Annotated in this window: 23 protein-coding genes and 2 pseudogenes; 4 read left to right on the top strand and 21 right to left on the bottom strand. The window is 40.4% G+C overall.

Annotated elements, in window-relative coordinates:
- Positions 1-24: 24 nt before the first annotated feature.
- The 12 genes from AC2TF5_RS14540 to AC2TF5_RS14485 all read right to left on the bottom strand — a co-directional run bounded on the left by AC2TF5_RS14540 (position 25) and on the right by AC2TF5_RS14485 (position 10,981).
- Entirely contained in the window at positions 25-84 is a 60-nt protein-coding gene (locus tag AC2TF5_RS14540; RefSeq protein WP_082063275.1) for a GMP synthase (glutamine-hydrolyzing), read from the bottom strand.
- Between the two features lie 260 nt (positions 85-344).
- Positions 345-884: a hypothetical protein gene (locus AC2TF5_RS14535; protein WP_491297772.1), complete on the bottom strand. Its 540-nt coding sequence runs from the start codon at positions 882-884 to the stop codon at positions 345-347.
- Between the two features lie 104 nt (positions 885-988).
- Positions 989-2,293: a sensor histidine kinase gene (locus AC2TF5_RS14530; protein ID WP_491297771.1), complete on the bottom strand. Its 1,305-nt coding sequence runs from the start codon at positions 2,291-2,293 to the stop codon at positions 989-991.
- Entirely contained in the window at positions 2,290-3,006 is a 717-nt protein-coding gene (locus AC2TF5_RS14525) for a LytR/AlgR family response regulator transcription factor (protein WP_491297770.1), read from the bottom strand. Before AC2TF5_RS14525 ends, AC2TF5_RS14530 begins: the two co-directional genes overlap by 4 nt.
- A 316-nt stretch (positions 3,007-3,322) precedes the next feature.
- Complete coding sequence (locus AC2TF5_RS14520) at positions 3,323-3,775, bottom strand: putative iron-sulfur cluster-binding metallochaperone (protein WP_491297768.1); 453 nt, start codon at positions 3,773-3,775, stop codon at positions 3,323-3,325.
- A gap of 24 nt (positions 3,776-3,799) precedes the next feature.
- On the bottom strand, positions 3,800-4,195 hold the full coding sequence (merR, locus tag AC2TF5_RS14515; RefSeq protein WP_491302891.1) for a mercury resistance transcriptional regulator MerR: 396 nt from the start codon (positions 4,193-4,195) through the stop codon (positions 3,800-3,802).
- A 182-nt stretch (positions 4,196-4,377) separates the two neighbouring features.
- Complete coding sequence (locus AC2TF5_RS14510) at positions 4,378-5,307, bottom strand: hypothetical protein (protein WP_491297766.1); 930 nt, start codon at positions 5,305-5,307, stop codon at positions 4,378-4,380.
- Positions 5,308-5,634: 327 nt separating this feature from the next.
- The gene (locus AC2TF5_RS14505; protein ID WP_491297765.1) at positions 5,635-6,018 is read right to left on the bottom strand and encodes a hypothetical protein; all 384 of its coding nucleotides are present in this window, start codon (positions 6,016-6,018) and stop codon (positions 5,635-5,637) included.
- Positions 6,019-6,116: 98 nt separating this feature from the next.
- Positions 6,117-6,281 (bottom strand): hypothetical protein, encoded by a 165-nt coding sequence (locus AC2TF5_RS14500; protein ID WP_241933790.1) that lies wholly within the window; start codon positions 6,279-6,281, stop codon positions 6,117-6,119.
- 1,551 nt (positions 6,282-7,832) lie between these two features.
- Positions 7,833-8,540 (bottom strand): stalk domain-containing protein, encoded by a 708-nt coding sequence (locus AC2TF5_RS14495; protein ID WP_491297764.1) that lies wholly within the window; start codon positions 8,538-8,540, stop codon positions 7,833-7,835.
- A 195-nt stretch (positions 8,541-8,735) separates the two neighbouring features.
- Positions 8,736-8,936, bottom strand: coding sequence for a hypothetical protein (locus tag AC2TF5_RS14490; RefSeq protein ID WP_491297763.1), 201 nt, complete (start codon positions 8,934-8,936; stop codon positions 8,736-8,738).
- A 251-nt stretch (positions 8,937-9,187) separates the two neighbouring features.
- Positions 9,188-10,981, bottom strand: a complete 1,794-nt coding sequence (locus AC2TF5_RS14485; protein WP_491297761.1) for an alanine--tRNA ligase — start codon at positions 10,979-10,981, stop codon at positions 9,188-9,190.
- Positions 10,982-11,878: 897 nt separating this feature from the next.
- Here AC2TF5_RS14485 and AC2TF5_RS14480 point away from each other — a divergent pair.
- Entirely contained in the window at positions 11,879-12,604 is a 726-nt protein-coding gene (locus AC2TF5_RS14480) for a GNAT family N-acetyltransferase (protein ID WP_491297760.1), read from the top strand.
- Between the two features lie 786 nt (positions 12,605-13,390).
- Here the strand turns inward: AC2TF5_RS14480 and AC2TF5_RS14475 are convergent.
- The 5 genes and pseudogenes from AC2TF5_RS14475 to AC2TF5_RS14455 form a co-directional block, all read right to left on the bottom strand.
- On the bottom strand, positions 13,391-13,684 hold the full coding sequence (locus AC2TF5_RS14475; protein ID WP_208914052.1) for a MazG-like family protein: 294 nt from the start codon (positions 13,682-13,684) through the stop codon (positions 13,391-13,393).
- 80 nt (positions 13,685-13,764) lie between these two features.
- The gene (locus tag AC2TF5_RS14470) at positions 13,765-14,034 is read right to left on the bottom strand and encodes a hypothetical protein (RefSeq protein ID WP_491297758.1); all 270 of its coding nucleotides are present in this window, start codon (positions 14,032-14,034) and stop codon (positions 13,765-13,767) included.
- A gap of 106 nt (positions 14,035-14,140) precedes the next feature.
- Positions 14,141-15,070 (bottom strand): DMT family transporter, encoded by a 930-nt coding sequence (locus AC2TF5_RS14465; protein WP_491297757.1) that lies wholly within the window; start codon positions 15,068-15,070, stop codon positions 14,141-14,143.
- A gap of 233 nt (positions 15,071-15,303) precedes the next feature.
- Positions 15,304-15,730: pseudogene (locus AC2TF5_RS14460) on the bottom strand (MFS transporter); the annotation flags it as partial.
- 343 nt (positions 15,731-16,073) lie between these two features.
- Positions 16,074-16,733 carry an FMN-dependent NADH-azoreductase gene (locus AC2TF5_RS14455; protein WP_491297756.1) on the bottom strand — a complete coding sequence of 220 codons (660 nt, stop codon included), beginning with the start codon at positions 16,731-16,733 and terminating at the stop codon, positions 16,074-16,076.
- A 220-nt stretch (positions 16,734-16,953) separates the two neighbouring features.
- Between AC2TF5_RS14455 and AC2TF5_RS14450 the strand changes: the two genes are divergently transcribed.
- Positions 16,954-17,460 carry an RrF2 family transcriptional regulator gene (locus tag AC2TF5_RS14450; protein ID WP_491297754.1) on the top strand — a complete coding sequence of 169 codons (507 nt, stop codon included), beginning with the start codon at positions 16,954-16,956 and terminating at the stop codon, positions 17,458-17,460.
- 417 nt (positions 17,461-17,877) lie between these two features.
- Here AC2TF5_RS14450 and AC2TF5_RS14445 read toward each other — a convergent pair whose 3' ends face one another.
- From AC2TF5_RS14445 to AC2TF5_RS14435, 3 genes are all read right to left on the bottom strand, one after another.
- Positions 17,878-18,399: a GNAT family N-acetyltransferase gene (locus tag AC2TF5_RS14445; RefSeq protein ID WP_491297752.1), complete on the bottom strand. Its 522-nt coding sequence runs from the start codon at positions 18,397-18,399 to the stop codon at positions 17,878-17,880.
- 783 nt (positions 18,400-19,182) lie between these two features.
- Complete coding sequence (locus AC2TF5_RS14440) at positions 19,183-19,407, bottom strand: hypothetical protein (RefSeq protein ID WP_491297751.1); 225 nt, start codon at positions 19,405-19,407, stop codon at positions 19,183-19,185.
- Between the two features lie 414 nt (positions 19,408-19,821).
- A complete protein-coding gene (locus AC2TF5_RS14435; protein ID WP_491297750.1) occupies positions 19,822-20,097 on the bottom strand; it encodes a hypothetical protein in 276 nt (91 codons plus the stop codon).
- A gap of 209 nt (positions 20,098-20,306) precedes the next feature.
- On the opposite strand from AC2TF5_RS14435, the gene AC2TF5_RS14430 reads away from it, so the two are divergent.
- On the top strand, positions 20,307-22,283 hold the full coding sequence (locus AC2TF5_RS14430; RefSeq protein ID WP_491297749.1) for a GTP-binding protein: 1,977 nt from the start codon (positions 20,307-20,309) through the stop codon (positions 22,281-22,283).
- A gap of 458 nt (positions 22,284-22,741) precedes the next feature.
- Positions 22,742-22,891 (top strand): annotated as a pseudogene (locus tag AC2TF5_RS14425) (IS30 family transposase); the annotation flags it as partial.
- On the opposite strand, the gene AC2TF5_RS14420 reads toward AC2TF5_RS14425, so the two are convergent.
- Positions 22,888-23,499, bottom strand: a complete 612-nt coding sequence (locus AC2TF5_RS14420; protein WP_491297748.1) for a Type 1 glutamine amidotransferase-like domain-containing protein — start codon at positions 23,497-23,499, stop codon at positions 22,888-22,890. The pseudogene AC2TF5_RS14425 and the gene AC2TF5_RS14420 overlap by 4 nt on opposite strands.
- Positions 23,500-23,757: the final 258 nt, after the last annotated feature.

Below are 23,757 nucleotides of genomic sequence, written 5' to 3'. Positions count from 1 at the left end.
AGTGGGTTTTCGGAGTTTCTTTCATTACTCCCATTCGATCGTCGCTGGCGGCTTGCTCGTGATGTCGTAGACGACGCGGGGCACTCCAGTCGGTGAATCGACAGTGGAATTGACAAACGTTTACGGCGTCACATCGGAAGCTCCGATGTACGTCATCGTTGCTGGAAACTTTCTGGATTCCTGCCGACATCTTGCCTTAACACTTCGACTTGAGCTTCATGGCTGTACCCCTGCAATGCTTGCTCCTCAGTGCTCACTCTGATGTAGATGACAGGGCTATCCTGCCCGTCCTTTCATGTAATATGATAATGTGCTTGGTCTTGTTCTTTTCCAGAGGTAGAAACTTAATTTGAACTCGTTGCTGGTGATTCCCCACTCCTGGTTAAAGAAATAAGGAAATCCCTAACCTCGTCGGTAATCTCAAAATAGTCGGTTAAATATTCGGACGGAACTCTAAAACCTTTTATTGTATCAGGCGATATCTGCATCTTAATCATATTCGTATCTTTGTAAATGGTAATATTTGATATTTGTTCTAGGTTCCCATCGTTAACAATCGCCGCTGGTGTTTTGAAAGATGTGATTATGTATTGCGGTTCGTAATCCTCCAACATTTGCCGAATTTTCTCTTGCTGGTCTATATAGTCATCAGTATCTGTATTAGTCCACTGTTCTGCAAAAGCAGTATTCTGATTAAATTTAATTAAGATATCTTCATCTTCAATAGTGTTAATTAATGTTTGATTTGCCGCAGAATATATCTTTATACATGAAAATCGTTGCAAACTATCAGTGGTATCGTCATTTGTGGAAGCCTCAAAAGATATGACTTCACTACAGCCGACCAATGTTATTGCTATGAACAATATTATAAATTTTTTCATAAAAAATCCTCCTAGTATCGCGTGTTTTTTCAAACATTATAGCGCAACACAAAGAGGACTTTTTGAACATGTCAAAATTGAACATTATATTCGTTAAAATTGGTTTATAGGCCATATAGGACAATTTCTACTGAAAAAGAATCCGGTTTGCTTTCTATATGAAGTGACCCGCTTAACTCAACTTTTTGTTGTACACTTTTTAGCCCCAATCCGTGGTTTATTCGGTTTGGCTTGCTTGTTGCTGGTAAAGAGCCCTCCCATTCGCTTACTTCTCTTGATGCTGCATTTACAATGCTAATAACCAATGACCAGTTTATAAAAAATAAAGTAATACGCGCCCAACGTTCTTGTTCCGGTAGAACTTCACAAGCCTCTTGTACGTTATCCAATAAATTACCGAAAATCGTAGATACCTGCTCAAACGTAATGTTCAAATTTGGGGGTATATGTATATCTGTTTTCACGACGATCCCCGACTGCTTGAGTTCCATAATTTTCATATTAAGAATAGCGTCCAAAGCCGGGTTACCCGTTAATACCGATTGCTCATAGATACCTATTCGGCAAGATACCTCTCGCAAATATTGTTCCAGAGTTTCCTGCTCTCCTTGCAGAGCAAGCGTTGCCGCGGTATTCAGATGGTTCCGCATATCGTGATGTAGGGTACGTATTTCTCCATGAAGCCGTTCTAATTGCTGATAATGCTTGTTTTGCAGTTGTAATTGCTGCTCCAGTAAATATCGTTCCCGGTCAGCCTCGGTAAAAGCGGCAAAGCGGTCGAACAACACAAATAGCGAAATGTTAATAAACAGTAAAGCCAGCAGGACCATAATTTCAATCATGTAGGCATAAGGCCCCTCACGGCTCATAATGTGATAGAACAACCCAATGTATACCAAAATACTAATAGCCGATATAGCCGCAAGAAGTGCCCACATAGAGAGCGGAACTGCTTGCCGTCTTTTACGGCCAATGTAACCCGTTGTCGCAAGAATCATCCAGAAACCTACATGATACAAGGCCTCTATAAGCCAATAGTTTTTATGAGCCATTGGAGTGACAAACATATCGTAAGCCGATATCCAAAAACAGGCCACTGCAAACAGTACAATACTGAACAGGATCTTTTTGAGCCAGTTCGATTTACGATAAAGAGGCAGCAGCAGGAGGCTGCTAATAACCGTCGCTACCGGCGTAGAAGTTGGGTGGTAATACTCCAGCAACAATCGCCAAACGATGGCAGTTATTGCTCCTAAGACAAGTGCCAAAGCATATACTTTACCTCTGTTGATAACAGGCCGGCCATATATACGTTCATACACGAGGGTAAACAATGTCATATCTACAAGCCCGAACGCGGACTGCAACAAAAATAAATATACAAAATCAACAGACGGAAAAATATTCATTGCAAACCTCCCCGCCGTTTCAGAAAAGAAACATGCGCGTGTTTTAATGAAACTTGATATTTCCGACTTATCGGTAGCTTTACACCTTCTGCAAGTTCAATTTCGTCTTGTCGGATTGCGCGGATATATGCCATGTTCACAATATAGGAAGCGTGGATTTGAGTAAACAAGTTAATATCCAATATAGACATGACTTTTGAAATTTGCCCATAGTATTCCGCAATACCATTTGTGTTGTGGACACGCACCTTTCGCCCGGCTCCCTCGAAATAGACAATTTCCCTATAAGGTAATTGTCTATTTTCATGCCCAATCTGAAAAAAGAAAATCTTATTTTCGTTGTGGATATGCTCGATTGCATCCTGCAATACAGCTTTCAAAGAATCAAACTGTACCGGCTTGCACAAAAATCGGAATGGTAGTACCTCAAAAACCTCGTAAACATACTCCTTGTGACTGGTAATAAAGATAATAAGAGCATTTCTGTCTGCTTTACGAATGTAGGCAGCAGTTTCAATTCCGTTCTGTAAAGGCATTTCAATATCCATTAAATATATGTTAAAAGGTTCTTGATTGGATTCCAGATACTTTATCAACTCAACACCACTAAGAAATACATCACATGAAAGTTTTTCGTTACCAATATTGCTTATATCATTTTCAGTAGAATTTGTCAGATTTATATTATCATCACATATTGCTATTCTTATCATCTGCGTCCTCCAATGTTTTAACTCCTTTAAGTCTGCCATTCAGGGGCTTTTTCGCACCTTTGGGTATCAGCCACATACGGCTAAATCGAATTTCGCCGGGGATACGGTCTTACTATTTACGTAATAGCCTTGAAATAATATCTCATTTATGCAATAGAAAGTGAAGTGTAAACTAACAAAAAATGCGATTTAACGGATCCTTAGCATAAATAACAAAAAGCCTGATTCATCAGGCTTTCTTCATTTAATATGTAGGTAACTTTGTGTCATTAGACAGCTGCGTTAAATTATAATCGTAAGAATTGCTGACAAGAGACTAACTCTTGTCAAGGCTCCGAACGAATTTAGTAACATTACCCAAACAACAGGCTCCTTGGGGGTTATTAACCTCACAGCCACACCGATTAGCTTGAACTTGTTCTCGTATATGGTCAATCGGTTGCTTATTGTCTTTAACTGCTTGAATTAAACGTTCTCTTGTCCATCCAAAGCAATAGCAAACAGGCACATCCATTGATTCGTCTTTTTGGAATATCGAGACTTTTAGCGTATCTTTGCCAAAGGTCTGCACATCACTAAAATATACTACTTCACAAGACGAATTAGTGCAAAAAGAGTAATTCAATTCAGGGTGGATAGTTTCTAATACGGTTGGTTGAAGCATAGCCTTGAGTGTAATCAATTGAATACTTTTACCCTTTTGATGACAAGTGGGGCATTGAGAAGGTGTTGTTGGCTTCTCAGTGGATGTTTGGCAACAACTATCCATTTTGATCACTCCTTATTCAATTTTTTATTTCATCACTGTTTCAATAATAGGGCATTCGTAAATATCTTTGTTTTCGGGGCATCTTTCTTTAAGATCCACAAGCATTCGTTCAATTCTTTGGAGATCTTCAATTTTACGTTGGATATACTCTATCTTTAGAACAGTGAAATCATACATATCGCGGCACTTTACTTCATCTCGATCAACAACACCTAACAATTTGTTGATTTCGTTTAAAGCGAATCCCAATTCCTGCATACGTTTAATGAAACTTATACGGTTAGCTGTTTGCTCTGAATAAATTCGGTAGCCTGAATCGGTACGTGAATGTTCTGCAATTAGACCGATTCGTTCATAATACCTAATGGTTTCTTTGTTAACGTTACACCTATCAGCAAGTTCTCCGATACAAAACTGCATTTGCTTCACCTCACCTGTAGTATAAACCCTGTACTTAAGTACAGGGTCAATAGATATTTTCTCTCTAAGCTCCACTCACATCGTTCTGTGGCTTGACACATATTACCTATTGTCCACTTGTTTATAAAGCGACTCTGTAGAGAAAAAATGGACGGGGACCTTTTCCAATCTCCGTCCATTTGCTACACAAGCCTAAAAGATCTACTTGAAATCTCCACATCAGGATTTAGTTCCTTCAATTGCATTCCATAGTCTTTTTTCATCTGTGAGATATGCAGTGATTCTAAATTAGGAAAGTACTCCTTTAGATGAATTAGATCAACCTGGACTCCGCATAAAATAAAATCAATATGCTTAACATTCTTTAGCCCGCCGATCTCTGTTAGATTCATTTCATTCGGGCAGCTGTTTACTATTAAGGTCTCTATTCCCTCAAAAGTCTTTAACGTACGTAAATCCAGCTTTTTGCAGTCATCTACAACCAGCCTTTTAATCCTCCGGTTATTCCCTGTAAAACGTTCTAGACTACGACAACCTAATACATTTATAGTAGTTAAACCTGATATTGCTGCTGTATTTCCTAATTCTTTAAATTTGCATTTCTTAAATGACAAATTTTCAAAATGAACGTCTTTCCATTCCTCTAAATCAGGCTCCATCGAGCGATAGATGTCTATTGTTTTAAGATATTTGAACCCAGCAATAGCCAGTAAATCCTCTTTTCGCTCTACATAAAGATCAATGCCAGTTACTGTTGTATTAGAAAGCTGAGAGATATCTCTGCGACGATTCGAGTGGGTTTTAATTTTAATATATTCACCTTTAGTAAACGATTCAATCCCATCAAATGATTGAATATGTTGTCCATATATATACAAAATCTTCAGATTAGTAAATGCGCTTACTATACTAAGATTTTTTAAAGAAGAATTATAGTCGATTATCAGTTTTTCAAATTTATCAATGCCTTTCATCCGTTTCAGATGCTCAATCAAAGCCTCACCATCTACTTGTATTTCCGATGGATTGCTTATCCTCAAACTGTCATATTGCGGTTCTATAGATGCGAGTTGTGTAAATCGAGACTCATCTACTATTAGCTCTTCTGACATATTGTTCATCCTTTCTGATCAAAGTAATTTGGTAGCCCAAATGGAACCAAGTTTCATTTGGGCCATTACTTCACACCACTATATAACTATTTCTGCACCTGGTAGTACGGGGTTGAATAGTCCTAGAACAAAATACCCCCATGCATCCCAATATCCCCAAAGCGCTTCTCCCCACGCTTCCAGAAGTTGTATTCTTCCTTATCAATATACAACTCCCTCGGGATCCTTGAAAGCCATTACAGACAATGAACGTGATGTATGTTGTGTCTTGACTTTTTCCATACTAAACCGACAATCATTAATGAGAAATTCTATTCCCTATGATTTTTAACTATCGTTTAATGCTCTCAGAGCAGCTTCCGCTTTCTCGCATGTAACCCATAACTCGGGAACTACATGACAAAGACATTGTAAGTGTGAAAGAAACACTTTAACTTTAGCCCTTTCCAACTTGGAAAATGCCAACTCAGTGAGACATGCCCCAATAAATTCCCTCCAGTTTTCCTGGTTTTCATAACATGCAGCTGCGATAAGGCAAATTCTTAAAGCCTCTGCAATTGTCAAAGAATACTGCGGGTCATGCCTGTAAACACGTACAAGTACCCGATAAACAAAAAAAGCCGCCAATTTAGCGACTTTCAATGGGACCATGTTTTTGTCCCTCGACAAAACGAGCCAATCCTCGGTTATCGCGGGGCGAATTATCTCCATGAAGCCCTCTTTCTGTGAATTGTGTTGAGGTGACTCACTATCCACCGAAGATTAAGGTTTAAATATATATCTAACGTATCTTTCTGAAACCTTTTATTCTATTTATACAACTGATCTGCATTGGGATAGCGAATCTCTTCCGACTTTACTCGAGTGCTGTTTCTGTCGGGATGAGTCGGTGGTTGTTCAAATTCCGAAATGGTTTGCTCCCCGACTTCAGGAGCCTGAGTTTGACTATATTCTGATTGTTGGTTTTCACTCATACGAATTCTACCCTCCTTTTAAGACTTACATGTTTTAATTGTTATTTTAACAACTTGTTATTGAACAATTGCCCCTAATTTTCTCTTATGTAATTATTTTTTTACGCAAACGACTTTTGGAGAAAACTGTTTATATCAATCCCAAAGTCCCCATATACTGCTCACATTTTTGGGGTTGTTTTGGTCTTATATTGTCCGTATTATGAATTAACAACTTTCTCAAGAATATTCCCCTTTGATTAAATTCTTTAACAACTGTATGTTCCCCTGTTATTGATGGATTATACTTGGGACGTTAATTGGCCCCAGTACCTGAACCGAAATCAAGAATGAATTTATTATCAAACTGGAAATGGTTCAAAATGTAATCAAAAGCGAATTGGTTATCTCTTTTGATACGATAAAACTAAAGAGATTAATCCAGCTTGCATCTGCTGACCTGAACTGTGACCCGAGAGATGGACACTTTGAAAAAGTGCCCTCTCTCGGGTCATTTTACGTTTATAATCGATATACAGGAAAGGTTGGGGAATGAAATGGGTCAGAGTTGGTCTAAAGGGGAAATTAGATTTAGCGAGAGCCAGATCCGTCAAATCGAGACTAATGCTAATGTTATGCATGTTTTAGAGTGCTGGAGAATATTTTCAGCAGACTCGTAATGCTCCCCAAATATAGCGAATTCAAATACCATTGTAACCTTCTTTTTTGCACAGCCTGCGGAAAAATCATGTCTCATCCCTAACATGATCCGCCACAAAATAATAAAGTGACGATACCATCAAAACAGTCACCTAAGACAATCTGAAAGTTAGCTTATTGACGGCGGAGCCATTCTCGGGCGCTAACGTTTCATTTTGGCTTGTTTTAATTTGAATAAGGTTGTACCCGGGCGTACTGGTTCAACATACGTACTGTTAGTCCCGCCAGAATGTAGGCATTTTTGTGTCATTATCCTACAATGTAGGCACATTTGTGCATTTTTTCATGACACAATTTCTCCTACATAAATAACAAAAGCCTCCATCAGGATTTCTTTACTTTAAATATGTAGGTAACTTTGTGTCATTAGACAGTAGTAGTTGATGATGATGATACTTACTTCTTTTTTTCAATCATCTATGTTGTTGACCTTCCTGGAGTACCCCTTATTGCACTTAGGACAAGTACCATCCATACGAGGTGTGTTGTCATAAGAAGGGTAAGTATGTTCCAAAACGTTATCGCAGCTATCATTAAAACACTTTACTCGAATTGGTACCCCCAGCGCTCCCGGCACTCCCGCCATTGAGGGGCCTTCCATGGAAGCCGTGAAAGAGGGGCTGGGCGTCGAGATCTTGCAGCGTCAGATTACAATCACCACGCAAACGGGGAACGTCATCGTGATTCCGATGGACTAACAAGCAGGTGATCTCACCCTAACAGGTATAAGCAGCTGTTTGTCAGAGCTAATACAGATCATACAGATAGACAGACGAAAGCCGGGGGTCACTAACCCCTGGCTTTCGTCTGTAAATATCATGGCCTTCCGCCCGCGCGTATCATCGCAAGGGCTTATTTTGTCAAATAGGAACTAGTCAGAGGAACAAACAGGGAAGTGCCTGGACCCTCATCAACGATCTCCACAAAAATAAAATCGGCAGCGGATACATCGACGTCTACGCCGACCAGACCATCTTCAGCAGCCAGGGACACCTTTTTGAGCGTTGTGTTGTTGTGGTCCATTATTACGATTTCTTGCGCGCCGCCAACCACGGCCAGCTCAAGATGCAGTTTGGCATATTTTTTACCCGTCATGATCTGGAAGCTGCTGCCTTGTTTGGCCGAATCGGTATGTAAATAAACGTCTTTATAATCCTTGCCTTTATAGACCGTATCGCTGGAATCTTTGGTGTGCCAAGCCGATGTCCCCAATACGGAGGCTCCAAGCGTGCTTAATAATAACGGACTGGCGGTTTCGGACGGGGCTCCCTGATTGCCGCCAATCAGTACTGAAGAAGTTGCGCTGTCATAACGAATGTCGATATCCATCAGGTCGCCTACAGCTCGCACAGGCAAGTATGTCGTGCCGTTGTAGGTAATCGGCAGCACGGCTTTCCCGTTTGCGTCTTTCGGCGTTACCACCGTACCGTTTAACTTCAGGGAAATCTTGCTGTTCAAATAGGCTTTGATGGGCTCCAAAGCTGACGATGCCATAGCGCCTGTACCGATCCCCAGCGTGAGCGTGCCTGCCAATAACCCATACATTACTTTCTTCTTCATCAAAAATCCCTCCCAGAATATAGTTTAAATTTCATGCTTTATAGTAGTAAAGCATTAGAGGAAAGTCAACCCTTTTTAAAGGGGGAAGGTCCGGTCCTTCATTGCCATATACGGGTGTCCGCTGTGCGTCCGGGTTATGCTTGTTGCGAAAATGGACTTTTTTCCGAAAGCTTGCCAGAAAAGGGCGGGATATTTTCATGAAAAGTGATACAATGATAGAAATACGTAAATAAGGGTAGCGGATGGATCAACGTTTACCTGGCAGCGAAGTGGGAGTGTGATCGAGAGAATGGAAGAGACGTATACGGCAAAACGGGCAGTCAGCATGGAGGACATCGTACGCGCACACCACGTGCTTCGCGAGTAGTAATCGACCTGCCCTGGGAACCCATACATATAATACACTCTCCTATTCATTGAGTTTCTTTCTGACTTATTCTTACCGAAAACCCCAGTCTCTCTCCATCATTTGCTCCAATGACAAGAAATCAATGCTTCTTCTTTCTTGATTGATGACTGACTAAAAAAAAGATTTGTTCTAAACTTCAGAATACCCTCCTTAGAACTATCCTGCCCGTTAATTTAACAAAGGCAGCCGATCACAATGATCAGCTGCCTTCTTATTTTGCTTGAGCTATCGTGTCCCGTTAGCGTAAAGCATCAGTGCTTTCAAGTACTGCCTTTATCCTCCTTACGCTAGAAGACGAGCTCTCTTCCTTAACAATTTTAAAAGTACCAAGGTCAGCCGTATTCACCGCGTGAGGACCGCCGCATATCTCTTTGGAGAATTTGCCCATCGTATATACTTTTACCATCTGGCCATACTTGCTCTCGAATAGACCAATAGCCCCTGTTCTACGTGCATCTTCAAGCGTCATCTCTTCGAACGTAATCCCGACGCCTTCGGCAATCGCTTCATTGACCAGCCGCTCGGTTGCCACGATCTCTTCTTCAGTCATTTTACGATGGAACGAAAAATCAAAGCGCAGTCTCTCAGCCGTTATATTGCTGCCCTTTTGCGCCACCTCATCTCCGAGAACCTTTCGTAGTGCAGCATGCAGAAGATGAGTTGCCGTATGCAGATTTGCCGTCTGTGCAGAATTATCTGCTAAACCGCCTTTAAACTTTTGGGCTGCTCCGGCTTGAGATAACTCTCTATGCTTCTGAAATTTCTCTAGATATCCTTCCAGATCGATGGCGATGGAACGCTCTGTTGCCAGTTCCATGGTCAATTCGATGGGAAACCCATACGTATCATAAAGTTTGAATGCAGCTGCACCGTCTATTTGACCATTTACTAATGAAATCGAAAGCTTATCGAATTCACGAAGTCCCTGCGCGAGCGTTTTTTGAAAACGAGCTTCTTCCGCCTGGAGTTCCCTAATAATTTTATCGCGATTGCTTTGCAGCTCTGGGTATATTAGCTCGTACTTGTCAATCACAGCGCTAGCGATATCCGCTAGACCGCCTTCTTGAATACTCAATTGCATTGCGAATCTAACAGCTCGGCGAATCAATCTTCGCAGCACATAGCCTTGGTCGACATTAGACGGAGTAATGCCGTAATTATCACCAAGGATAAATACTGCCGTGCGGGTATGATCCGCAACAACTCGATACGCTTTGGGTTGATTTTCGTATGCCGTCTCCGACAGTTCTGCAATTCGTGAGAATATCGTAGTAAACAGGTCGCTATCATAGACTGTTCCTCCATTCAAAGCGACTAGCACTCTCTCTAAGCCCATTCCCGTATCGACGTTTTTTTGATCAAGCGGTTCAAACTTTCCCTCCGCCGTTTTGTTATATTTCATAAATACATTATTCCAGAATTCAACATAGCGCCCACATCCACATGCTGGCGAACATGTAGGACCGCAACGTTCTTTATCCGAGATAATGAAGATTTCCGTATCGGGACCGCAAGGACCTGTTTGACCTGCTGGCCCCCACCAATTATCGGCTTTAGGCAAGAAGAAGATCTCTTCCTCACATTGACCTAATGCACACCATATCTCGTACGACTCCTGATCACGGGGAGCATCATCATCTCCTTCGAATACAGTAACCGCAATTTTATGCTTGGGTATATCGAGCCAGTTCGGCGAAGTGACGAACTCCCAACTCCACGATATGGATTCATGTTTGAAATAATCGCCAAGTGACCAGTTGCCCATCATCTCAAAAAAGGTGCAATGGGTATCATCACCGACTTCATCTATATCCACAGTACGTATACACTTCTGAACATTGGTTAACCTCGTTCCAGATCGATGCTTCTCTCCAAGTAAATAGGGCACCAGCGGGTGCATGCCCGCTGTCGTAAACAATACGGTGGGATCGTTATCGGGTATAACGGAAGCGCTAGAAATGACGGCATGACCTTTTTCTTGAAAAAACTGAATATACTTCGCTCTAATCTCTTCAGATGTATACAGTTTCATTGATATTTCTCCTTTTACTCTATTTTAGACAACAAAAAAACGCCCCAAGATTGGGACGAATTAATCGCGGTACCACCCAAGTTATTGTCTTCGCATTTAGCGATACAATCAGCTCAATTGACTATAACGAGTCAAACCGGCGGGCATTAACCGCACTCCTGAACCGGCAACATACTAAGTTTCGTAGGATTTCACACCAAAACATCCCTCTCTGAACGAAATGTAGCATATTTTGTTCATTCATTGATTTCATTTATATCATTTCCTAATTATTGTTATTGTAGCCAGTTAGAATTCAGATGTCAATCGTGTATATTAGCAACCTGCATAATACTCGAAAACCCACTCGTAATTAACGTAAACTGCCCGTTAGTTGAAAAAAGGCAGCCGATCAAGATCAAGAAGCCAGCTACCTTCAAATGTCTTTATTGAGCTATCGTTCGCCGTTAGCTTAATTAATTTCCGGTGCAATTCTAATGGCCAACCTGCGTTTTTTTCTGCAAAATCGCACCAAAATTTACTCAAGTTTAGCAATACTAATGAATGTATCGATTAGATGATGGATAATAAATTAATGAACAAGGTATATATGTTGAGGATTAGAGATTGTTTGTATAATATTATAAATAAATATGATTTTGTAACGAAACAGATTGAAGAGATCCAGTTAACCTTTGATGAGAACGTTGAGGAATACTTTCAGACAATTGACCCTTCTGCTGATGAAGCAGATGGGTCTTTTTGTGTTCCTAAAAATAATATCCATAAGAGTGTGAAGTTTACAATAGTAATCTGATTATTGAACATCTAGTATTAAATATAGTGAAATGACACATTTGGCAAATAAGGTGAACTATATTAATGATTAGGAAAATTCATAATGATGTAGGGGGTAATATGGATAAGAGACAAATGATGCAGCGAGTTTATAATCAACTTGCTATAGACTATAGTTGCTCACCACAAGATTTTTTAGAAGATGGGTTGATTTTTACTGAGGCAAACGAGTTAAAAGGTAGACGTCCATATCCATTTATAACGCCTCGTTTAGAAATGATTACGTTTGGAAACGGCGTTATTATTAATGCTTCTGCTGACATTTTACCGTTGGTTCGTAATAAACTTGAAGGAAAATCAAGATATGAAGCATTGAATATGCCATTTGCTTATGGAGTGAATCCTTATTTTTTACCAGACTTAGATAAAATTGTTTTATTAAATAAGAATAGCAAATTTGAATTTGAGTTTATAGAGAAAAATGATATATCAAAGCTTTATAAGCATAAAGGGTTTGATTATGCCTTGCAGTATGATGTCAATAGTTTGCATCCGGAATCTTTAGCCGTTATAGCAAAATACAAAGGCGATATAGTCGGAATTGCAAGTGCAGTTGCTGAATGTGAAACTATGTGGCAAATTAATGTGGATGTCTCATCTGCATACAGAGGAAATAACCTTGCAACCATAATGGTAAACACCTTGACTATTGAAGTCCTGAATCAAGGGATTGTTCCGTATTATAGTACAGATTGTGGAAATGTTATTTCTCAACGTGTCGCTGTGAAATCCGGATTCCTGCCAACTTGGTCACACTGCTTTAGAACAAGGTTGAATTTATTATAGAGATTATGTTTATTGTTACGTCTTATTGGATTATTGTGAAGTAGACATTTGATAACAAACAATGTTAGCACAAAGGGAGTGTCTGCACACTCCCTATTTTTCGCCGTTACTTATGGTAGGGTTCACCGCAAATGATCTCAAACTATCCTGCCCGTTAGCTTAATGAATTAGAGCAGTGAAAAGTACTTAAATATTTATCTAATCGGTAATCGGTACAAGTTCTTGTCCTCGCCTTGGGACAAGAACTTGTACCGATAAACAAAAAAAGCCGCTAATTTAGCGACTTTCAATGGGACCTTGTTCTTGTCCCTCGACAGACGGTTGTCTGTCGACACAAAGTTCCCCTCATTATTGACACAATAATCCCCTTTTATGTTGTATTACACTATTGTAACACTATTTCTCCTATGATTATTTTCAAAATTATTAAGGAAATCTAGCAAAAGGGTATTTTTGTGTCATAGCTTCCAATCAAAATGGTTATTTTGTGTCATAGACGACATATGTGACTTAAGGTTAATTTGTATCTTTTTCTTTCCTCCACATCCACACGAACATGACATTTTGATTCACCTGCTTAATCAAATTAAATTATGATGTATCGTATGTAATAGCTTGTTCAGGTGCGTGGACAAGGGTTTATGTTAATTGGTTATATATTTCGAAACACTCTAACCAAACGGATTTGGGCATCCGTGAAAAGTTCGGTTTTTTTCGAGGTTACCTCTTCTTCGCCGAACATTCGATTCTATTCGGGAAATGTTTTAATTATCCTTTTTTTCGCCGTCAATTGATTTTGTTTTCCCACTTGTCCATTTTTTTCCTAATTAACTCGTATAATTCCTTATCGTTCTCGGATAATTTGTAAAACATAGCTAAGGCTACTAAAATAACATCAATACATTCTTCTTTTACATCTTCGATTCCTAATTGCTTGTACTTACTTCCGCTTGCTTTTATGTAAGATAGTACAGCTTGAGAGGTTTCGCCAACTTCCTCTGATAGCTTTAATGCCATTTGCTCTAACGTTTTTGGTTCCTTTTCACTGAGTAACTTAATTTCTTTTAGCAGCTGTTCCAATATTTCCGCCTCTTTCTTTGATTATTTCTGAAGTTATTTTAATTTTATTATTGCCATTTATGAATAAATCGCCAGCCGTGTTATGCTAACGGGCAGGATATGAAGCCTTGGTCGATCATATGGTCTATCACCATTCTGAGCAAGTTGAATGAGATCAATGACATCACGCATCCTGCCAGAAATCCGTCCCAGGCCTTGATTTCGCGCAGAACAGCAAACAGGGCTTCACGATCAAAGACGTCCACCAGTACAGGCTGAACACCTTCCGAGTGAAGAAATTCCAAATTCCCCGGATTGCGAGTAAGTCCAACCACTACATGTCCCGCCTTAACCAATAGGGTACCTTCCAAAAGCGCCGCTGGCCCCTGCAATAACAATTTTCATACATAGATCCTCCCTCTTAGTTTAAACGCTTCTTAGAATAGACGATGTGATACAAGAGCTGTGACAAGAGCGTCAAGCGGACATTTTGCCTTTCAGCGTCTGCCGCTTCAGCCCACGGTAATTGACACCCAGCACGCCGCCAATAATGAACACTGCACCTATGATGTGATAGTAGGCCAGCTGCTCATTCAAGAAGACAACGCCCGCCAATATCGAAACAAGCGTTCCCACATTGACGAACACGCTCATCTGGGAAGCCTCGATTTTGGACAGCACATAATTGGATAACAGCGCGCTGACCAGCGACGACAAAATTCCGATATATAAAATAGCGACTACGAAGCTTCTATTTTTAATCGGCTCGAGCAGCTCAAGCAGTGTGCCTTGAGTTGCATGGTTGATGATGGACATTGCATTAAAGCAAATGAATCCTAAAGCCATCATGGCAAAAGTTATTTGGAGCGCCGTAAATTCCGTACTCAGCGACCGGGCCAGCACGCTGTAGACGGCAAGCATAAGCGATGACAGCAGAAGCAGCGCCATGCCTTTCGTATTGGCCACGTTAAGCGATGCTCCTTTCATCATCAAGATATAAACGACCCCGCCGACGGAGGCCAGGACGGACAATTTTTGCAGCCAAGTCGTTCTTTCTTTGAGAAAAAACGCTGCCAGAACCATAGTGAAGATCGGCGAGGAAGCCTGAATAATTCCACCCTCGGACGAACTTGCATACACCAGGCCGAAGGCTTGGAAGGCAAAAAACATCGCCGGATAAAACAGTCCGATAAGCAGAAGGCGCCACACTTTTTTCCCGTGGAGCCCCAATTGAACCCAGCCCGCCGCAACCGGAATCAGGATGGATAAAAATGAGATTGTAAAACGATATGCAAGCGTATCGATCGGATTCGATACGCCGAGCGCCACTTTCGTAAACAGAAAAGAAAAACCAATAATTAACGCGTATAATAGTGCACATAGATAAATAATTTTTCTTTGCGTCATATTTAATCATCGCCTTTGCTTGGATTCATTATCAATGCTAAGAGCCGGCCGGCTAACTGAGTTCAGCATAACCGAAACCGAAACCACTAACTAACTGCTTACAATATTAAAGACAACCTGTACCGGTACAAACATGTACAAAAAGGCGGATCGTCAGAACGTAATCACGAACCCGTGCGGTGTACACTTCGCCATCCGGAATGTTCAGGCCGCCGTCGCATTTTACGGCGCCAAGCTATCCCCTTCCAATCGGCTATAAACCCGAGTCCGGTCAGCAGCAAGCCCGTTCCAATAGCCAACAACACCGTATATACTTCTTTACCGCCGCTTTTTTTGACCCCTTTCTCTCTTACTGAAAGTTTGCGGAAAGCGGGGAGAGTCAGTAAGACAGCCAAGCCAATGAATGGAAGCACCAGACAAAAAACAAATCTCCAGGACAAGTGCTGAGCTAAAAGCCCGGCGATATAAGGGCCGATTAACGCAGGTAAAATATACGCGCTTGAATATTTTCGTTCTCAGCTTATCAGGATAGCCTAAAGTAATGCTGTAATAAACACACGTAATGATGGCTCCCGCGCCAAACCCCTGAAACGCTCTCCCCCCGATTACAAATAATAGAATCGATGTGACAAATGACGCAAACACGCCGTTTTTATTGATCCGCTGCTTGTTGCCATATCATTAATTGAGATAGCAAATATTTGAATTCAATGAGTTTCTTGTCGATTTCTGCAGTTTCACCGGACGTTTGGGGTTAAAATCGGAGAAATACTATCACAATAGTGGAAAAGTGGAGAATTGAGTTGAACGTCGATGCCACTACGCTTAGTTTGCAAGCTGTTGGTGCTTAATAGAAAAGGAAATGATATAAAGGGAAGCTTAAGCTGAAAGATAGCTTGAGCTTCCCTTTATTTGTTATAAAGATAAACGCGTGTTCCTATCTGGAAATAAAATTATCTAATCAACGAAAGACGATCATAAGATCGGCTGCCTCAATATTTTCCTATTTAGTTGTTAATTTTAAAGCTTGCTCCTCAGCTTCTTTATAACCTTTTTGTAATACTTCATTTCTGTCCAGAACACCAACTCCTTGTACTCGAATGATTTCATAATCTTCGATTCCAATCAAATGAAACATGGACTTCAAAAATTTATGTGAGTACTCCACTTCGGTATAAAAGTCATTATTGGTGTATATTGATCCACTGGCTTGAATGACAACCACACTTCTTCCATCATTGATAAGACCGACAGACATTCTTCCATTGTCCGCTGCAGTCTCGGTATATTTAAACGTTTCCCTTGGAATCATTATATTATCCATATAATCCTTTAGTTTTGAGGGGATATTAAAGTTATGCATTGGATAAACAATTACGTACTTATTAGCACTTTTGAATTGTTTTAATATCTCACTCATGCGGTCTGTTACTTTTTTTTCTTGGCTTGTTAATTCTTTTCCTTCTGCTTGTTTCCCCCATGCGTTAAGTACATTTTTATCTAACAGGGGTACTTCATCTTCGTACAGATTAATTTGTTCAATGACTTCGTCTTTTGAATGATTTTCTTTGTAAACTTTTAAAAAGTAATTAAACACATCCAGACTTGCAGAGGTTTTAGAATCAAAATTTGGGTGTGCATTGATGATAAGTAATTTACTCATGAGTATTTTCCTCCTTGAATGAAAAGTACCTAGATTGATTTTTTATTGTCGATCGTATTAATCGACGATTAACATAATCAATAATATAAATGCTACATAGTCTTTTGTCAAATTCTATAGACAATATTCTAAAGTTAGTTTTGGTGATTTACAAAAAAACACTTAGGGCTTATAATAATTTTTTTGATAGCCTTTTTACAGTGAAAGCAGGTGAGTCTATATGCAGTATAGTGTTATGGTTGAATATGCGTTGCATAGCCTTGTTTATTTAATAGACGTACCCGAAGAGGAAAGTATTGGAATAAAAGACCTTTCAGAATTTCAAGGGCTTTCAGAAACATATCTCTCAAAAGTTTTTGGTAAATTATCAAAGGCTGGTATCGTGAGTTCTACACCTGGTGTAAAGGGTGGTTATAAATTAGCTAAGTCCCCCGAAGAAATTTCCTTTTGGGATGTAATAGAAGCAGTTGAAGGAGTAAAACCTATTTTTCAATGTAAAAATATTTTGAAAAATAATCTTATGCATTTAGATAAAGAATGCTCTTCATGTAATTCCGCCAATTCTTCTTGTACAATTAACTTAACTATGCTTGAGGCAGAAGAGTATATGCGTGAGTTTCTTCGTAATAAGACCCTTGCATGGTTAACTGATGAACTTAATCACGTTTTACCAGAAAAATTGCGGACAGATAGCCGAGAATACTTTATAAGAAAAAACACAAACTGACTCATTTTAATAACGTAATTATTAATATAAACAAAGCCCTGAAAATTCTCCGCAAATTTTCAGGGCTTTATATATTTTTTATCAGTTACCAACCTCGACAGCCTGAAATTTTCGGATTATCGGATAGGAAACATGAATAATTTTATGATAGAAAAAGAGTGGATGGAGAAGCATCCGCAATCAGTAGATTACGAAGCATTAGTAAAAACTTGAAGCCGACCTCCTGTCACTTTTGGAATTATTTTGCACCTGTTTTAAGTGCTATTTTGCACTATGAAAAAATATAAAAAGTCCAATTTCTCAACATTAAAATTAAGAAATTGGACCAGTTGCTTACTTCACAAACGCGCCCGATTGCGGTGTAAATATCATATTTTTGCTTAGACAGAGTTAACAAAACTGGCTTTCCGAGAGAGCCTATTCCACTACGGCTTCTGTTATTTTCTCAACTAGATTTTTAATCGCCAACATCGAATTATCCTGAATGATGCCTGTATCTACGAAATCAAATGAAGCGTATAATGTTTTAGCTTTGACATTACTTGTTCGATAAAAGAGGGCTACATATTCTGCTTCCCCATATGGCATAGTTTCAATATCCATCAACATTTTTTCAAAGGCAAGTTTGCCATATCCTTTCCCCTGATAACTCTTTTCAATCATAATATGCCAAATAAAATAGCTCTTCTTCCCGTAAAAAACTTCATTTTCAAATGATTCGTGATCCAACGTATCATAAATATACATCAAAAATCCAACCGCAACTTCATCGGCATAAATGGCAAAGGGAGTCGCTGGTATCCCGTCTGCGTTCAACACATGAGCGTCTGCAAAGCTTCTGAGGTTAGTAGTTTCTATAAAGTCTTTCTGGTTTTCTCCAACTTCAAGTGCTATTACTTCATCTATGTTATCCCCGGTTATTTTTCGTAATTCAATCATTTTTTTATCTCCTCTCCTAAGACAATCCACTACCACACATGGTCTAAAACATTCCAAGTATCATTTCCATTATTCTCAAAATAGGGTACACAAAATATTCACCAATGCTAAACTCTTCTCCCCCTGTGATTTCTAATCCTTGTTCCGCAAAAGATTGCTGAACAAAATTAAAAAGCGCCCTTTAATCAAAATAATAACATGTTAATATCTTACAAGCTAGATATATGTTACAAAACTCGTCCTTTTCTGAACACGCAACTTTTTACTCCCTAAGAGTGTCACTTTTAATGGGACTATGTTCTTGTACCCCGACAAGAACTTCTATAATGAAATGAAAAAAAAGGAAGTCCGGGTGCTAAAGTTTGATGAGTAAGCGATTCCTATTTTAAAGACTGATGAGGAGTACGGCTTGATCCTTTGCTTGCTGCATCCTCCCTTTTAAGATGTTCACATAAGAAAAAGAGCCTTGTGGGATGCTTTCCCTACGGGCTCTTTTTACTGATTACCGATGCTTTCGAATTTAATGCAAATATATTTTAGTATTCTTTGTTAGTCAATAAATTCCATTCGAATGACGTGGCTCAGGTTGATAACGTTCTTCGTTGGAACACCTAATCAACAAAGGTCCTCTACAATGTACCCAATTTTGTCTCAAAATCCTACAATGGGGTCACATTTGTGTCATTAGACATTTGACTAACTAATGACATTCTTCTCAGTTAATATTTATTATACAAAAAAACAACCCAAACTTTATATAAGTCGATCCTAGCACTTCCTTTTTCACTTTTTTTCTTGCCCTTTACGCTCAAGCTCAATTTTCATATCTGCAAGCTGCTCCCGAAGAGTGGCGACTTGCTCTCTTATCCCCGATTGTTGATCCATCATTCTTCGTTCTGTCTCCAGTACAGCTCGTTCTTTATCAACGATTGCTTTTTCCGTCAGACGCTCGGGTTCGCGTATATGTGTCTGATCCTTTTTCTCGGCCTCAGCTGTTATACGTTTCAAATCATCTCGTGAATTTTTTAATTCTTCCTGCATCTCAACAGTTTTTTGGGCAAGGCCTTCATTGCTTCAGCTTTTTGCTTGGCCGCTTCTCCTTTCGCCTTGCTTACTCTTCCGCTTCTTTTTTTCAATTATCCTCTGAACTGATTGAGACATCTCATCAATTTGCTCAGATCATCATTTTGTACTCTATGCAACTGTTCGCTTACCTCAAATGAATGTGCCTTAAGTCCCTCAACTTCCTTACTCTTTCTATTGTTCCTTGTAAGACTAGCTCTTGATCCCGTGAGGTCAAATACATCTCGGAGTAAATTCCCTCGAACCTCGAAAAAAGATATCTAATATCATCCAGGCGTGGTATGGATCGACCGGCCTCTTCTTCTTTTTTCATTCGATTTAATCTAAGAAGGTGATCTATTATTTGCAGCTTCCGCCTTGTTGACCGACTACACTTGCGACCAATATTTCAAACAAGCGTTTGAACACCTCATAAGGTACATCAGCGGCCTTCTTGGAGAAGGTAGAATAATTCACGGTCGGTAATCCGCATTCTGCTGCTTTGTCTGTACCGGCTCGGTAACTTTCCCATTCTCCTGCCGCGGCATTACCTGTTACTGGATAATCAACACACCTGATATGGGTTTGATCCAGATATCGTGGTTGTCTGAAATAAAGAATAAATGAACCGTTCAATTAGCGCTAACAAATTGATACACGTAGGTTAACTCATCGTTCTTACGATGATAAGACATGATTGTTGCGGGCTTCCATAGTTACTTGTCACTCCAGCGTTCCATTATTATACTGGAAGTATATATCTGATGGGAGTGTGATTGAAATGCGGCAAAGAACCACATTACGAAAGGAGAACTATATGAGAGAAGAAATGAGGATTTTTATAAATGAGTATTATCAACATCGGGATCGTCGCTCATGTCGACGCAGGCAAGACAAGCCTTAGTGAACGATTATTGTATGAGACTAAGGTCACCCAGGTATTGGGCAAAGTAGATGCGGGCAATACGCATACAGACTCTATGGAGCTAGAGAGAAAAAGAGGAATTACGATCAAGGCTTCGGTCGTATCTTTTGTCGTGAACGAGGTCAAAATTAATCTAATCGATACGCCCGGTCATGCTGACTTCGTAGCTGAGGTTGAGCGGGCATTCAGGGTATTGGACGGTGCGGTCCTCGTCCTGTCGGCGGTTGAGGGTATACAGGCGCATACAAAATTGCTGATGTCGGTGCTGGAGAAGCTGGAGATTCCAGTTATCCTTTTCGTGAACAAAATTGATCGGAGTGGCGCCCAGCCTGAGGCGGTATTCGAGGCGATACGTCGTCGGCTTGCTCGCAGCTCAATTCCGCTGTACCGGACCGTACATGAAGGAACGAAGATGGCCGATATAGTCAAAAATATATGCCACGAAAACAACCCGGAGTTTTACGCGCAATGCATTGAATTGGCGGCCGACCATGACGAACAACTGCTTGCATCCTATGTACACGGCGACACGATAAGCGGGGAACGGATCGAGGATTTGTTGACCCAGCTAGTCCGGCAGGCTCGCATATATCCTGTGCTTGTGGGCTCGGCTATGACCGGAATCGGCATTCCCGAGCTGATCGAAGGCATAAGCCGGTTCATCCCGTCACAACAGATGAGTGCGGATGCGCCGTTATCCGGGGTCGTATTTAAGATCGAACGGACGCCCTCCGGTGAGAAAATCGCCTATCTCCGCATATTTTGCGGAAGCTTTGGTATCAGGCAAATGATTCAGGTGAACCGGAAGCTAGGCGACGGACAGATTGAGGCAACTTCTTATAAAGTGAAAAGGATTCAGATTTTCGATCGCGGGCGAACTGTCGATACGGTAGGCGCGGGAGCCGGCGAGTTCTGCAAAGTATGGGGTTTGAAGGAAGTTCGGATTGGTGATGTCATCGGGACTTGGTCGGAGCGAATAAGAGAGATTAATGTTGCCGATCCGCAAATGGAATCTCGCATCGAGGCAGTTCCGAAGAGCGGCGATCACCGACTATATCAAGCCTTGATGAATATGGCGGAGGAAGATCCACTCATCCATCTTTGGAGAGATGACCATCATCAAGAGACGTATATTCGTCTGTTCGGCGAAGTGCAGAAAGAAGTCATCGAAGCGACGCTCAAGGAAGACTACAATCTGGATGTTCACTTTGCGGAGACGAGAATCGTCTGCATCGAGAAGCCAAAAGATACGGGGAAGGAACTCGAAGTAATGGGGGCGGAAGGAAATCCGTTCGTTGCGACGGTCGGGTTTCGATTAGATCCGGGTGAACCCGGAAGCGGTGTAACCTATCGACTGGAGGTGGAACTCGGCTCCCTGCCGTTCGCGTTCCACACAGCCATTGAAGATACGGTATATGCTACATTACGTCAAGGCTTATATGGCTGGGAAGTAACGGATATTGTCGTGACATTGACCCATACGGGGTATGCCAGTCCGATTACGGTAGCCGGAGATTTCAGGAAATTAGTGCCGCTCGTGCTGATGGAGGCGCTGTCCCAAGCGGGAACCGTTGTATTTGAGCCCATTAATGAATATGAGCTTATCGTTCCTGCTCACAGCATTAGCGCAGCGATGCATAGACTAGCCGGATTGCAGGCGGTGATGAAGGAACCTATCATGTCCGCGGATACGTGCCTGCTGACCGGAACGATTCAGGTCAAGATGACCGAGACGTTCAAGCGCAGCGTCCATGCGATTTCGGAAGGGGAAGGCGTATTCATCACACGGCCGGGCGGCTATACCCGAATAAAATCCGATTATCCGGTGCGGAAGCGATCCGACTTCAATCCGCTGAACCGTAAAGACTATCTTCTCCATGTGCTTCGCGCATATTAAAGAGATTTACTTGATGCGTTCGAACGAATCCGGCTAAACCGAAATCGTAACCGAACGCTCACTATCGTTCAATTAAAACAGCGGCAGTCCAGGACTTGCTTCACTTCCTGGTTCGCCGCTGTTTTACACATCTTAGAAAAACGTTTCACTTTTTCGCTGATACGTATTGACAGTGCTTTACAATTCAGCGGGTTTTCAATCGTTACGATAAGGTATATTTTCGTTAAAATATTGGTTGGACTCTTTGTAGTCCCGTCAGAATGTAGGCACTTTTGTGCATTTTTTATGACACAAATTATCTTATGAAAAAAAGGTTCATGACTAATCCTCTGAATGATTCTTCCTGATAACTAAACGGAAGTTCATATGGTGCTGCTCTCTGTTTAGGCTTAATAGCCTCGTTAAGGAAAGGATTCAAATTATAAAAGCTTCCTTCCAAAATGTATACGCATAAGCATGAGTTCTTCCCCAAAGGACATGATTTTGCTGCGGTAACGGAGAAAGAACTCGCAGATGCCATTCTCCTAATCAATAACCGGCCTCGTAAATGTCTGGGCTGGAGGTCCACTCACGAAGCCTTCATGGAAGAGTTGTCGCACTTAGATTAAATAACAGATATTTTTTCACCATCCACTAAAATCACTTGATTATCAGTAATTGGCAACAATTCAATCTTATTCTGGTATTTCTTTATTATTTGTTCTACTTCTCCTCCTAGATAGTCATTTTGTAAGTGTGGCACGGGATAAAAATTAATTTCATTTAACCCTTGATAAGAACCTAATTCGGGAGCTTTTTCTTTATTGTCTAGTAAATAGATATACTCAATATTTGGAGCCATTATAATTGTTCCTGCAGATTCACCTATATACATTTTACCATTGTTCACTTCTTGAATGATAACCTTGTCAAGTGACTTCTTTTTTAATTCTTGGAGAAGAAAAAACGTATTCCCTCCAGAAATGTAAATAAAATCATTGTTTTTTAGATTCCGAATAATATCTTCTCTAAATTCTTTAGATATATCTAATTCAAAAATATTCATTCCTAAGTTATGAAAAGCTTCTTTAGCTAAATCAACATGATGAGTTACTTCCTCTACCATACTTGCAGTAGGAATAAAAGTAACACTCTTGTTTTCAAGATTCATTCCTGCAAAATTTTTAAAAGAATTAACACTGTCTGCAAAGGACGAAGACAAAAACATTTTTTTCATTAGCTACGCTTCCTTTATATTTTTTATTTACATAACGATTTAGACTGTAGAGCTTTTGAGCACGAACGCGAACGCAGTCTATTGATATATTCACAGGTATCTCTAAGAAATATTCTAACTGCCATATCTGAGTTTTTTGAGCCTGACGGCTCGTAGGCTTGTCTGTTTTATTCTTCTATACGTGGTTGAGAACACAATTTCTAATGTCATACATATCTTACTCCTTTTCTAGTTGATAATTATAATATAGACCAAAAA

It is taken from the genome of Paenibacillus sp. JNUCC 34 (assembly GCF_058269055.1).
Note: the sequence above shows the minus strand (reverse complement) of the source record. Positions and strands in the feature narration are given on the sequence as shown.